The 12,714-nt window shown below is 72.8% G+C and carries 9 protein-coding genes; all 9 read right to left on the reverse strand.

All coding sequences use genetic code 11. The features are described from left to right. Positions 1-126: 126 nt before the first annotated feature. The 9 genes from AB0898_RS26740 to AB0898_RS26780 all read right to left on the reverse strand — a co-directional run bounded on the left by AB0898_RS26740 (position 127) and on the right by AB0898_RS26780 (position 12,663). Positions 127-1,542, reverse strand: coding sequence for an NAD-dependent malic enzyme (locus AB0898_RS26740; protein ID WP_366805542.1), 1,416 nt, complete (start codon positions 1,540-1,542; stop codon positions 127-129). Between the two features lie 347 nt (positions 1,543-1,889). Beyond that, on the reverse strand, positions 1,890-4,205 hold the full coding sequence (locus AB0898_RS26745) for a UvrD-helicase domain-containing protein (RefSeq protein ID WP_366805543.1): 2,316 nt from the start codon (positions 4,203-4,205) through the stop codon (positions 1,890-1,892). A gap of 87 nt (positions 4,206-4,292) precedes the next feature. Continuing rightward, positions 4,293-5,066 carry a zf-HC2 domain-containing protein gene (locus AB0898_RS26750; RefSeq protein WP_366805544.1) on the reverse strand — a complete coding sequence of 258 codons (774 nt, stop codon included), beginning with the start codon at positions 5,064-5,066 and terminating at the stop codon, positions 4,293-4,295. 38 nt (positions 5,067-5,104) lie between these two features. Beyond that, positions 5,105-5,689 (reverse strand): sigma-70 family RNA polymerase sigma factor, encoded by a 585-nt coding sequence (locus AB0898_RS26755; protein WP_026249241.1) that lies wholly within the window; start codon positions 5,687-5,689, stop codon positions 5,105-5,107. A gap of 269 nt (positions 5,690-5,958) precedes the next feature. Continuing rightward, positions 5,959-6,552: a CGNR zinc finger domain-containing protein gene (locus AB0898_RS26760; RefSeq protein WP_366805545.1), complete on the reverse strand. Its 594-nt coding sequence runs from the start codon at positions 6,550-6,552 to the stop codon at positions 5,959-5,961. 43 nt (positions 6,553-6,595) lie between these two features. Continuing rightward, on the reverse strand, positions 6,596-7,933 hold the full coding sequence (locus tag AB0898_RS26765) for an acyltransferase family protein (RefSeq protein ID WP_366805546.1): 1,338 nt from the start codon (positions 7,931-7,933) through the stop codon (positions 6,596-6,598). Continuing rightward, a complete protein-coding gene (locus tag AB0898_RS26770) occupies positions 7,930-10,170 on the reverse strand; it encodes a bifunctional polysaccharide deacetylase/glycosyltransferase family 2 protein (RefSeq protein WP_407078412.1) in 2,241 nt (746 codons plus the stop codon). The genes AB0898_RS26765 and AB0898_RS26770 overlap by 4 nt, the downstream gene beginning before the upstream one ends. Continuing rightward, the gene (locus AB0898_RS26775; protein WP_366805547.1) at positions 10,170-11,465 is read right to left on the reverse strand and encodes a hypothetical protein; all 1,296 of its coding nucleotides are present in this window, start codon (positions 11,463-11,465) and stop codon (positions 10,170-10,172) included. The genes AB0898_RS26770 and AB0898_RS26775 overlap by 1 nt, the downstream gene beginning before the upstream one ends. Before the next feature lie 223 nt (positions 11,466-11,688). After that, positions 11,689-12,663, reverse strand: coding sequence for a LysR family transcriptional regulator (locus tag AB0898_RS26780; RefSeq protein WP_366805548.1), 975 nt, complete (start codon positions 12,661-12,663; stop codon positions 11,689-11,691). Positions 12,664-12,714: the final 51 nt, after the last annotated feature.

The following is a 12,714-nucleotide window of genomic DNA, read 5'->3' on the forward strand; positions in this document are numbered from 1 at the left end:
GGGGAGTCACGCGGACACGCCTGCCCGGCCGTCACCCTAGAGGGCGCCGGGTAAAGGACTTCTCACGACTCGCCGTGCGAGGGCCGTGTCGATCATCACAGCCCCCGCACCCTACGGTACCTGCGGCTACGACGCCGCCCCGGCCGCCTTGGCCGCCTCGCGCACCGCTCCGGCGACCGCGCCCGCGACCTTGTCGTTGAAGACGCTGGGCACGATGTAGTTCGGGTTCAGCTCGTCCTCGGTGACGACGTTCGCCAGCGCGTGCGCGGCGGCGAGCATCATCTCCGTGTTGACGGTGCGGGACTGCGCGTCGAGCAGACCGCGGAAGACACCCGGGAAGACCAGCACGTTGTTGATCTGGTTGGGGAAGTCCGAGCGGCCGGTGGCCACGACGGCCGCCGTCTGGCGGGCGACGGCCGGGTCCACCTCGGGGTCGGGGTTCGCGAGCGCGAACACGATCGCGCCGTCCGCCATGGCGGCCACGTCGTCGCCGTCCAGGACGTTCGGGGCGGAGACGCCGATGAAGACGTCCGCGCCGCGCACGGCCTCCTTCAGGGTGCCGGTCAGGCCCTCGGGGTTGGTGTTGTCCGCGATCCAGCGCAGCGCGGAGCCGGCCGGGGCGTCCACCAGGTCCTCGCGGCCCGCGTGCACGACACCGTTGATGTCGGCGACGACGGCGTTCTTCACGCCGGCGGCGAGCAGCAGCTTGAGGATGGCCGTACCGGCCGCGCCCGCGCCGGACATGACGACCCGGATGCTCTCCATGGAGCGGCCGGTGACGCGCAGCGCGTTGGTGAGCGCGGCGAGGACGACGATGGCGGTGCCGTGCTGGTCGTCGTGGAAGACGGGGATGTCCAGCGCCTCGCGCAGCCGGGCCTCGATCTCGAAGCAGCGGGGCGCGGAGATGTCCTCCAGGTTGATGCCCGCGAAGCCGGGGGCGATGGCCTTGACGATCTCCACGATGGCGTCGGTGTCCTGGGTGTCCAGGCAGATCGGCCAGGCGTCGATGCCCGCGAAGCGCTTGAACAGCGCGGCCTTGCCCTCCATGACGGGCAGCGCGGCCTTGGGGCCGATGTTGCCGAGGCCCAGCACGGCGGAGCCGTCCGTCACGACCGCAACCGAGTTGCGCTTGATGGTGAGGCGGCGGGCGTCCTCGGGGTTCGCCGCGATGGCCATGCAGACGCGGGCCACACCGGGCGTGTAGACCATGGAGAGGTCGTCACGGTTGCGGATGGGGTGCTTGGACTGCATCTCGATCTTGCCGCCGAGGTGCATCAGGAACGTACGGTCCGAGACCTTGCCGAGCGTGACGCCCTCGATGGTGCGCAACTGCTCGACGATCTGCTCGGCGTGCGCGGTCGAGGTGGCGGCGATGGTGACGTCGATCCGGAGCTTCTCGTGCCCCGAGGCGGTGACGTCGAGGCCGGTGACCGAGCCTCCGGAGGACTCCACGGCGGTGGTGAGCTGCGATACGGCCGTTCCGCTCGCGGGCACCTCCAGCCGGATGGTCATCGAGTAGGAGACGCTGGGCGCCGTTGCCATGGCCGACTTCCTCTGCTTTCACCGTGTCGCGTGTTGTGCCGTCCGATCGTCGCACCTACCGCCGAGTACGTGGTAGTCGCCCCCGATTGCGGACATTGTGTTCTCCAAGACAAGAGGCCCACGTCACAGGGACGTGGGCCTCTCGCTCACTTTCATGACACCGACCCGCCATGCTCGCCTCGCGGCAAGTGGTCGCTCGTAGCGACGAAGGTTGGGCCCGGGGGCTTGGATCGAGCCGGTGTCACGACAAGGCTAACAAACAGGTGCCGGGGGGCATTCCCGTGTCCACACGGCTCGCCGGAATCAGCCGCGCGGCGCACGGGGATCAGCCGCGCGGCCCGCCACGATCAGTCCCGCAGCAGATCCGGCACCCCGGCCGCGTCCGGTGCGTCCCGCTCGCCGGAGACCACGGTGAGCTGCTGGGTGGCGCGGGTGAGGGCGACGTAGAGCACCCGCAGGCCCGCCGGGGACTCGTCGGCGATCTCGGCCGGGGAGACGACGACCGTCGCGTCGTACTCCAGGCCCTTGGCCTCCAGGCTGCCGAGGGCCACCACGCGGTCGCCGAGCCCGGCCAGCCAGCGGCGGGCCTCCTCGCGGCGGTTCATGGCGACGACGACGCCGACCGTGCCGTCGACGAGACCGAGAAGCCGTGTCGCCTCCTCGCGGACGGTGGCGCCGAGCGTGTCGTCCACGACGCGGAAGCGGGGCTGGACGCCGGTGGAGCGTACGGCGGAGGGGGGTTCGGCGCCGGGCATGGCGAGGGCGAGGACCTTGGAGGCCAGTTCGGCGATCTCGGAGGGGTTGCGGTAGTTGACGGTCAGCTCGAAGCGGCGGCGGGGGCGGGTGCCGAGCGCCTCGTCGCGGGCCTCGGCCGCCTCGTCCGGGTCGGACCAGGAGGACTGGGCGGGGTCGCCGACGACCGTCCAGGTGGCGTGCCGGCCCCGGCGGCCGACCATGCGCCACTGCATGGGGGTGAGGTCCTGTGCCTCGTCCACGATGACGTGGGCGTACTCGGTGCGCTCCTGGGCGAGCCGTTCGGCGCGCTCGCGCTGGGTCTCCTCGCGCGTCGGCATCAGCTCCTCCAGGCCGGTGAGGTGCGCCAGGGGGTCCAGTTCGCGCTTCTTGCGGGGGCGGGCGGGGACACCGAGGATCGCCTGGAGTTCGTCCAGGAGGGCGATGTCGTGCACGGAGTGGCCGTCGCGCTTGAGCGAGCGGGCGACCTTGCGGACCTCGCCGGGGTTGAACACGCGGCGCGACCAGCGGCCGAGGCGCCGCTCGTCGGCCATGGCGGTGAGGACGCCCTTGGGGGTCAGCTCGGGCCACCAGGCGTCCAGGAAGGCGAGGAAGGAGTCCTCGGTGGTCACGTCGTCGTCGAAGGAGGCGCGCAGTTCGGCGGCCAGCTCGGGGTCGGTGTGCCGGCCCGCCGCGCCGGACTTGGCCCACAGGGCGTCCAGGAGGAGTTTGCGGGCGCGCGGGCGGAGCAGGTTGACGGGTGCGGTGCCGCTGAGGGCGGTGCGGCGGACGTGCTCCAGTTCCCCGGCCTCCAGTTCGAGGCGGCGGCCGAAGGCGACCACGCGGAGCCGGTCGGGCGGGGCGCTGCCCGGGGCGCCGAGTTCGAGGGCGCCGCGCGCGGCCTTCCGCAGCACCTTGAGCATCCGGTACGAGCCCTTGGCGCGGGCCACGGCCGGGGTGTCGTGGAGCGTGGCCTCGACGCCGTCGACCAGGGAGCCGAGCGCGCGGATGGCGACCTGGCCCTCCTCGCCGAGCGAGGGCAGGACGCCCTCGGTGTAGGCCACGAGCAGCGGCGTGGGCGAGACGATCAGGATGCCGCCCGCGTAGCGTCTGCGGTCCTGGTAGAGCAGATAGGCCGCGCGGTGCAGGGCGACGGCGGTCTTGCCGGTGCCAGGGCCGCCCTCGACGTACGTGACGGAGTTGGCGGGCGCGCGGATGACCAGGTCCTGTTCGGCCTGGATGGAGGAGACGATGTCCCGCATGGTGTGCCCGCGCGCCTGGCCGAGGGCGGCCATCAGGGCGCCGTCGCCGATGACCGCCAGCTCCTGGCCGTCCAGGCTCGCCTTCAGCTCGGGGCGCATGAGGTCGTCCTCGACACCGAGGACGCGGCGCTGCCGGGAGCGGATGACCCGGCGGCGCACCACACGGCCGGGTTCGACCGGGGTGGAGCGGTAGAAGGGCGCGGCAGCCGGCGCCCGCCAGTCGATGACGAGCGGGGAGTAGTCCTCGTCGAGCACGCCGATGCGCCCGATGTGCAGGGTCTCGGCGATGTCGGCGGTGTTGTCGGGGCGTACGGCGCCCTCGGCGGGCTCGACGGCGGTGTAGGCGCCGTCGGGGCCCTTCTTGCCGTCCTTGCCCTGGAGCAGGTCGATCCGGCCGAAGAGGAAGTCCTCGTACTCGTTGTTCAGCCGGTTGAGATGGATGCCCGCGCGGAAGACCTGCGCGTCGCGCTCGGCCAGCGCGCCGGGTGTGCCCACCTGGCCGCGCTGGGCCGCGTCGTGCATGAGGAACTCGGCCTCGTGGATCTTCTCTTCGAGCCGCCGGTACACCCGGTCCAGGTGTTCCTGTTCGACGCCGATCTCGCGGTCACGCGCGGAATCGTGTGCGTCGCGTACCGAGCCGACCGCGGACTGCTGAACCTGAGCGGCCACCGGGCCCCCTTCTGACGTGCTGGGCAGCCGTCAACCGTACGCGAAGAGGGCCCGTCAGGGCTACGTGGCGGCGCGGGGAGGCATCCCCTACGCCTTCACCTGGACCAGTTCCTTGCCGTCCAGGGTGGAGACCACGAAGTGGTCGATGTCGCCGGGCTTGAGCGCGGTGCCGCCGCCGATGTACAGCGGGTTGCGGGCCTGCTCGGTCTTGGCGTCCGGGTTGCCGTACCCCCATTTGCCGACGGTCCAGGTGCCGAGCGTCTGGCGCTCGCCGTTGGTGCCGACGGCGATCAGGGAGCAGGTGAGCGGACCCTTGACGCCCTTGAGCTCCATGACCGTGTCCGTGCCCCAGTCCTTGCCCGCCATCGCGATGGTGGCGGAGGCGCCGGTGGCGGAGTTGGTGCCGGAGACCTTCTGGGACAGCTGGGCGAAGTGGTCCTTGGCGGTCGCCGCGAGCGGGGTCGCGGTCTGGGTGGTGCCCGAGTTGGACACGGCCATGACGCCGACGGGGGCCGCCACGATGAGCGCCGCCGCGGCCGCGATCATGTAGAAGCTCTTGCGCCGCTTGCGCGCGCGGCGCTCGGCGACCTCGTCGACCATGCGCTCGACGATGCGCGGGCTCGGCCGGGCGGACAGCGACTCCCCGATGGCGGGGGTGCTGCCGGTGCCGGGCAGGTCCGCGAGCGCGGCCAGCATCGGCTCCATCCCGGCGAGTTCGTCCAGCTGCTGGGCGCACCACTCGCAGCCCGCCAGATGGGTCTCGAAAGCCGTCGCCTCGGTGTCGTCGAGAATGCCGAGGGCGTAGGCGCCGACGGTCTCGTGCTCGTTCGGCACCGGAGATCCCTGCATGGGGCCAGACATACCCGTACCGCTCGCTCCGAATCCCCCGTACACACTCATCACGCCGTCACCCCCCGCTCCTCCAGCGCCAGCTTCATCGACCGCAGGGCGTAGAAGACCCGGGAGCGGACCGTACCGCTGGGTATCCCCAGGGTCTGGGCCGCCTCGTTGACGGTACGCCCCTTGAAGTAGGTCTCGACGAGGACCTCCCGGTGGGCCGGGGTCAGGTCGTCGAGCGCGTCCGTCAGCGTCATCAGCCACAGCGCCTTGTCGATCTCGTCCTCCGCGGGGATGACCTCCAGCGGCGACGGATCGACCTCCTGCGGCCGGGCCTGCCGGCTGCGGTGGCCGTCGATGACGATGCGCCGGGCGACCGTCACCAGCCAGGGGCGTACCGAACCGGTCGCCCGATTGAGCTGACCGGCGTTCTTCCAGGCACGGATGAGTGTTTCCTGCACCACGTCCTCGGCTCGCTGCCGGTCACCGGCGACCAGTCTGAGGACATACGCAAGGAGGGGTCCGGCGTGCTCGCGGTACAGAGCACGCATCAGCTCCTCATCGGGTTCCGAGGGCTGCGAGGACATGCGATGTCGGGCCCTCGATCCACTTTCATTGGCCACGGCCGCATCCTTGCGCACGCCCACCTCCGGTGTCCGGGGCTTCTCCCCGTCGGTCGCTCGTCCACACGTACGCGGCACAGGACGGGAATGTTCAAGGGGAGTTGGCGGTTTTCCCGTGGGTGACGTGACGAGCGGGACATGCGCGCACATTCCCCCCGCTCGTTCTTTACATTTCCGACACGCCGTCAAGATCACTCGGGCTGCCCGTGCTTGGCCAGAGGCAAACGCGGTGTAACGGATCTCACAGGAGGGCGAGTTCGGGAGGGTCGCGGCACAACTCCCTTACCGGACACTCAGGATCGGGCGAGCGCGGCGCGTCTGCGGTGCCGGGCGACGCGTTCGCGGTTGCCGCAGGTCTCGCTGGAGCACCAGCGGCGGCGCCGGCCGCGCGAGGTGTCCAGGTAGACGATCGGGCAGTCCTCGCCCGCGCATTCGCGCAACTCCGCGCGGGCCACCGGGTCGGTGAGCAGCTCCACCGCGTCCCGCGCGACGACGGCCAGCAGCGCGGCGCACCCGGGCACCCCGGCCAACTCCCGTGCGAGGGCGCCGTCCTCCGCGCGTACCGCGCGGGGCGCCGGGGGCGCGGCGGCGGCCAGTTCGTTGAGGCGGGCGAGGGCGTGGGCGTGCGCGCGGGGGTCGGAACCTCCGCCTTCGCGCACCAACGTCCCTATATGTGCGCGCAGTTCGCGGAAGCGGGGCGGCCAGCCGGCGTCGGCGTGGCCGAGCGGGGTGCCGGGCGGGACGAGCCCGGCACCCGTGATCCAGGCGCACAACGGGGCCACGGCGTCGAGGTGTTCACGGGGATGCGCGGTCGCCAGGAGGTCCAGGCAGCATCGCCCGGCGCCGAAGCGCAGTTCGTACGGGGCCGTGGCCGTATCCCGTGCCATGTGACCGTCACCGCCTGGGCAGGAACCGTTGCGTCGCTGCCTCTCACAGTGCCTGTCCGGGCGCCCGGCCGGAACCCCTCGTACCGCTCTTCGCGGGGCGCCCGTGTGCTCCGCCCCCGTGCCGGACCCGCCCGTCGGGCCACAGCCGGGGCCGCCGCCTGGCCGCCAGGTCCTCCACCCAGCCGAAGGCCATCACGCACAGGGCGACGAGGGCCCAGGTGACCGGCAGTTCCGGCCAGGAGCTCTCCAGGAGCCAGGTGAAGTGCAGTTCCAGCGTCTCGAAGCGCCACAGCTGGTCCCACAGGGTGGCGGCGATCAGGATGCAGATGTTGTGCCACAGATAGATCGTCACCGCGCGGGAGTTGAGCAGGGTGATGAGCCGGTCGAAGGGGCGCAGCAGGCGCGGCCAGGACGGCCAGGACGGGCTGAAGTGCAGCAGGAGCAGCACGGTGGCGAAGGACCACAGGGACTGGGCGAAGGGGATGTCGTCGAGGTCGTGGCCCTGCCGGAAGCCGTGTGTGAGCGCGTACCAGAGGCCGACGGCGGCGATGGCCGGGGCGACCGAGGGGACGGCATAGCGCGGGATGCGGCGCAGCACGCCCTGTTGATGGGCCATGCCGAGGATCCAGCAGGCGCCGAAGGTGCTGAAGTCGGTGAGGGCGGAGGGGAAGCGGTCGCCGGGGAGGGCGGGGTGGGCGAACTCCAGGACGGCGGCGAGCGCGAGGGGCATCAGGATCGTCGCCCAGGGCAGCCTGCGCAGCGCGCGCAGCAGCAGGGGCGAGAGCAGGACGAACCAGAGGTAGGCGCGCAGGTACCAGAGGGGCCCGGCCAGTTCACCGCCCCAGTCGGGGCCGAGCACACCGTGCACCCCGCGCAGCCCGTCGGCGTACGGCGGGTCGCTCAGCGGCAGGATCCAGTACCCGAGGTGCAGCCACCACCAGCCGGGGTGGCCGTCGGCGTCCGGGCGCCAGCCCTGGAGCACCATGCCGCTCACCCCGATCGCGCCGAGCAGCCACAGGGGTGGCAGCAGCCGGCGGAGCCTGCCGCGGACGACGTCGAGCGGGGGCCGTTTCAGCGAGCGGGCCATGAGGGTGCCGGCGAGGGCGAACATCACGCCCATGGAGGGGAAGACGACGGGCAGCCAGGACCAGCCCATCAGGTGGTAGAAGACGACCCGGAACAGGGCGACGGCCCGCAGCAGGTCGAAGTAGCGGTCGCGGGCGGGTTTTCGGGGCCCGGCCGCGTCGGGTAAGGAGGCGGGGGGTCCGGCGACGGCCGTCGTGGCCGGTGCCGCCGTGGCTGCCGGGGCGGTCTCCGCGATCGGCGCCACCGGCTCCACGCGGCGGGCGTGCCGGGCCGGTCCCTGCGAACTGGTCGTCACCGGGCCGCCCTCCCGCCCGCCGGGGCGACGGCGTCCGGCTGCGGGACGCCCACCCCGCCCTTGCGGCGCAGCTTCTGCCAGCGCAGCCGGCCGCCGGTCAGGGCGGTGATCCAGGACTGGAGCAGGACGACGTACATGAGCTGGCGGTAGAGGATCTGCTGGAGCGGAAGTGAGATCAACGGAGTGAGCCGTTCCCGGTCGAGGAAGAAGGCGTACGCCGCGCAGACCGCCTGGATGGCGAGGATCGCGAACCAGGAGCCGATCGTCCTGCCCGTGGGGCCGAAGACCAGGCCGTAGACGAGGAAGATGTCGATCAGCGGGGCCAGGAGCGGGGCGAGCACCATGAACAGGGACACCAGCGGCAGGCCGATACGGCCGAACCGGCCGGAGGGGCCGCGCTCCACGACGGCGCGGCGGTGTTTCCAGATGGCCTGCATGGTGCCGTAGGACCAGCGGTAGCGCTGGGACCACAGCTGCTGGACGGATTCGGGCGCCTCGGTCCAGGCGCGCGCCTTCTCGGCGTAGACCACCCGCCAGCCGTCGCGGTGCAGCGCCATGGTGACGTCGGTGTCCTCGGCGAGGGTGTCGTCGCTCATGCCGCCGACCCGTTCCAGCGCGGAGCGGCGGAAGGCGCCGACCGCGCCGGGGATGGTCGGCATGCAGCGCAGCACGTCGTACATCCGGCGGTCGAGGTTGAAGCCCATCACGTACTCGATGTGCTGCCAGGCGCCGATGAGCGTGTCCTTGTTGCCGACCTTGGCGTTGCCCGCGACGGCGCCGACACGGTGGTCGGCGAAGGGCTGCACGAGTTCGCGGACGGTGGAGGGCTCGAAGACGGTGTCGCCGTCCATCATCACGATCAGATCGTGACTGGCGTTCGCCAGGCCCCGGTTGAGGGCGGCGGGCTTGCCCGCGTTGAGCTGCCGCACGACGCGTACGCCGGGCAGCCCGAGCCCCTCGACGATGCGGGCGGTGCCGTCGGTGGAGCCGTCGTCGATGACGATGATCTCCACCGGGTGGTCGCTCTCGGTCAGCGAACGGACCGTGCTCTCGATGCACTTGGCCTCGTTGTAGGCCGGGACCAGCACCGAGACGGGCCGTGTCACGGGCTCGGGGCCCCAGCGGAAGCCCCGGCGGCGGGTGCGGCGGGCGTGCGTGGCGGAGAGCAGCAGCATCAGCCCGAACCGCCCGATGACCAGCACGCCGACGACCGCGAGGCCCGCCACCAGCACGTCGGTCGCGCCGTCGGCCGCCTTGATGAGCGCGATCCAGGCCCGGCCCTTCCACAGGGCGGCCCCGGTGACCGGGGTGTCGGCGCTCGGCGCGTCCAGGGCCTCGGTGAGGGTCTGGAACCGGTATCCCTTCCCCTGGAGTTCGGGCAGATAGCGGTCCAGGGCCGCGACGGTCTCGCCGCGGTCGCCGCCGGAGTCGTGCATCAGGACGACCGCGCCCTTGCCGCCCGCAGGGGTGGCCCCGCGCACGATCGCGTCCACGCCGGGCTTGCGCCAGTCCTCGCTGTCGCGGTCGTTGAGGACGGTGAGATAGCCCCGGCTGCCGATGTACTTCGTCACCGGCCAGGACCGGTCGTCCATGGCGGAGGCGAAGGAGGAGTACGGCGGCCGGAACAGCGAGCTGCGGATGCCGGCGGCCCCGGCGAGGGCCAGCTGCCCCTGGGACAGCTCCCAGTCGGCGCGGCTCCTGGAGTGGTAGGAGAGGTCGGGGTGGTTGAAGGTGTGCAGCCCGACCTCGTGGCCCTCGTCCACCATGCGTTTGACCAGCTCCGGGTAGCGCGAGGTCATCGTGCCGGTGACGAAGAAGGTCGCGTGGGCGTGGTGCTTCGCGAGGATGTCGAGGACCTTCGGCGTCCATGTCGGGTCGGGGCCGTCGTCGAAGGTGAGCACGAGCCGGTGCTTCGGCACGCGCAGGCTGTCGGTACGGCCGCCCCTGGTGTCGATGACCGGACCGCCGTCGAGGATCTTGCGGGGCACCTGGTCGGTCGCGGCCTCGGGGCGTACGCGGAAGTCGGCGAGGATCTCGTTGTGCACATAGCCGTGCAGGATGAGCATCGCCAGGGTCGCGAGCAGGAGCAGGAACGAGAGCGCGTAGCGCAGCGGGAAGCGGCGGCGGTCGGTGCGGGCCTTGCGGGACGGGCGGTCGGGACGGGCCGCGTGGTCGGGGCGGGCCTTGCGGTCGGTGCGGGCTTTGTGGTCGGTGCGGCGGCGGGTTCGCGAGGGCATCAGAGGGCGGTTCCCGCGCGGTGGGGGTCGAGGGCGGCGGCCGGGGCGGCCGGACCGTGCGGCTCGGGGCCGCCGTTGCCCGCCGGGGAACCGGTGGGCGTCGGGGTCGGGGTGTCGGCCGGGGCGGAGGTGGTCGGGGAAGGCCCGGTCGTGGGCGAGCCGGTGGCCGTGGGCTGCCCGGGCGACGTGGAGACGCGGGGCGTGGTGGACGTGCGCGCGGTCGGGCTCGTACTCGGCGGCGCGGACGGTCCGCCGGTCCCGGCGGGCGCGGCGGTCGGCGTGTCCGGGGCGCCGGGTACGGCGGAGGCGGCGGTGGGCAGCGGCTCGGCGGGGCCGGTCGCGCCGCCCGCGTCCGCCGCCGTCGGCGCGGTGGAGACGGTGGGCACGGGCGAGGTGTGCACCCGCCCGGCCGGCTTGTCCTCCTTGTCCGGCACCGGCAGCCAGGGCGCGTCCGAGCTGCCGGACAGCAGGGTGGCGACGATGACGACGGCGTACCCCGCGCAGGCGACGGCGACCGCGAGGCCGATCCGCCGGACGGTACGCCCGCGCCGGCCGGACTCGTCCACGAAGACCGGGCCGTCCGGACGGGCCTGCGCCTCCTCGGCGTTGACGGAGTCGAGCTGGACGGTGACCTCGTGCGGGTCGTGCGCGGGGTCGGCCGCGCTGCCGGTCCTGGCCGCCTTGCCGGTCCCGGCCGCCTCGGGGGCGGTGGGCCGGGCGGCGGCGAGGGCGTCCCAGGGGTCGCGGGGCGCGGTGGGCGGGGCGGTGTCCCGTACGACGGGCCAGCCGGGGGCCGCCGCGCCGGTACGGGCGGTACGGGCGGCGGGCCGGGACGAGCCGGTCGGCTGGGGCAGGACACCGGTCCGCTCGGTGGCGGAGGCGGTGGGCAGCACGGTGGTGCGCTCGGCGGCGGAGGCGGAGGCCGAGGTGGTGGGCAGGACCGTGGTGCGGTCCTCGGCGCCCGGGGCCTTCGGCAGGACGGCGGTGCGGTCCGCGTCCGGCACCGGCGTCGGCAGGACGGCCGTCCGCTCGGCGTCGGGGGCCGGCGTGCGCCGGAAGTCGGAGGCGGCGCGCGCGTTGCGCGGACGCGGGACGACGGCCGTCTCCTCGGCGCCGGTCGGGGCGGCCGGTCCGCCCCGGGGTATCACGGAGCCGGTGCCGCTCCGGGTGAGCGCGCTCTCTCGTACGACGGGCCAGCCGCCGCGGCCGGTCCCCGCGCTCCCCCGGCGGAGCGTGCCGGTCTCGGTGACCGTTCCGCTCTCCGGGAACGCCTGTGTCCTGCCGCCCTCCGTCACCGGCGGCTCCGGGGTCGCGGATGCGACATCGGGCCATTCCGGTTGGGCGTCTTCTCGCCACTGTTTCACGCGTGCACATCCCCCACGGAACCGTTCGGGGGGCGCTACAACCCCGAGCACCACGCCTGCGAACCGGGCCCCCACCAGGTCCGTGCGCCCCCTTTATCACACTGTGCTCGGGCCCCGAATGTAGCGCATGTGAAGGTTTCGGGGTCATGAAGCGTCAGATGTGGCCGTTCATCACATCTTCATCAGTGGCTGGAATCCATCCATCGGCGGGCCGCTTGAGCCAGCCCTCGGCGCGCGAGATCTCGGCGGCGGCCCTGCGGAGCGCGTCCAGCGCCGGATGAACCAGGCTCTTCCGCCACACCAGCGAGACGGGCGAAAGCGGGACAGGATCGACAAGCGGCCGCAGCACCGCGCCCGGCATGGCCGAAAAATCCACCACAGCAAGGACAGGAACGCGTGTTCTGGTCATGACCCGGGCAAACTCCTCGCGCCCCACGGCCATCGGAACGGGTGAAGCCGGAAGGATGCCGTATCGCTCGAAGAGCTGACGCGCGAGGGCGGTCCACTCCCGGGTGCCGGGGTTGCCCGCGCCGGCGTACACCGTCGCACCCGCCAGCGCGCGCACCGGCACCTCGGGCCGTGCGGCCAGCGGGTGGCCCTCGGGCAGGAAGACGGCCATGGGCTCGTAGCGCACGGGCTGGTGGGCGAGGCGGGCGCGGACGGCCGGGTCCAGTCCCGCGAAGCGGCCGAAGGAGGCGTCGAGCCGTCCGGCGAGGATGTCGTCCGCCGCCTTGCTGAGCCCGCTCTCGTACCGTGCCGTCAGCTCCAGGTCGGGGACCAGTTCCCGGGCGCGCAGGAGCACGCGGCGGGTGGTGCCCACGCCCTCGGAGTTGAGGTCGACCAGCAGCGGCCGGGCCCGCCCGAACGCGGCGAGCAGTTCCTCCTGCGCGTCGAGCACCCGCCGGGCCAGCGGCAGCAGCCGTTCGCCGTCGGCGGTGAGCGCCACCTGCCGTGTCGTCCTGACGAACAGCTCGGCCCCCAACTCCCGCTCCAGCCGCCGCACATCACGGCTGAGCGCCTGTTGTGCGACATAGAGCCGGGCGGCGGCGCGGGTGAAGTGCAGTTCCTCGGCGACGACGAGGAAGGCGCGGAGCAGACGGGGGTCCACGGAGGCGGCGGGTGCGGTCACGCCCGCGAACTTACAACGCTGGTGCGTGAATTGGCGTCGACAAAGGTGTTG

It is taken from the genome of Streptomyces sp. NPDC005435 (genome assembly GCF_040703155.1).
In the GTDB taxonomy this organism is placed as follows: Bacteria; Actinomycetota; Actinomycetes; order Streptomycetales; family Streptomycetaceae; genus Streptomyces.

Coding starts and splice junctions, on each gene's coding strand:
- AB0898_RS26740 (WP_366805542.1), bottom strand. CDS start 1,542: ATGGCAACGGCGCCCAGCGTCTCCTACTCGATGACCATCCGGCTGGAG.
- AB0898_RS26750 (WP_366805544.1), bottom strand. CDS start 5,066: ATGTCTGGCCCCATGCAGGGATCTCCGGTGCCGAACGAGCACGAGACC.
- AB0898_RS26760 (WP_366805545.1), bottom strand. CDS start 6,552: ATGGCACGGGATACGGCCACGGCCCCGTACGAACTGCGCTTCGGCGCC.
- AB0898_RS26770 (WP_407078412.1), bottom strand. CDS start 10,170: ATGCCCTCGCGAACCCGCCGCCGCACCGACCACAAAGCCCGCACCGAC.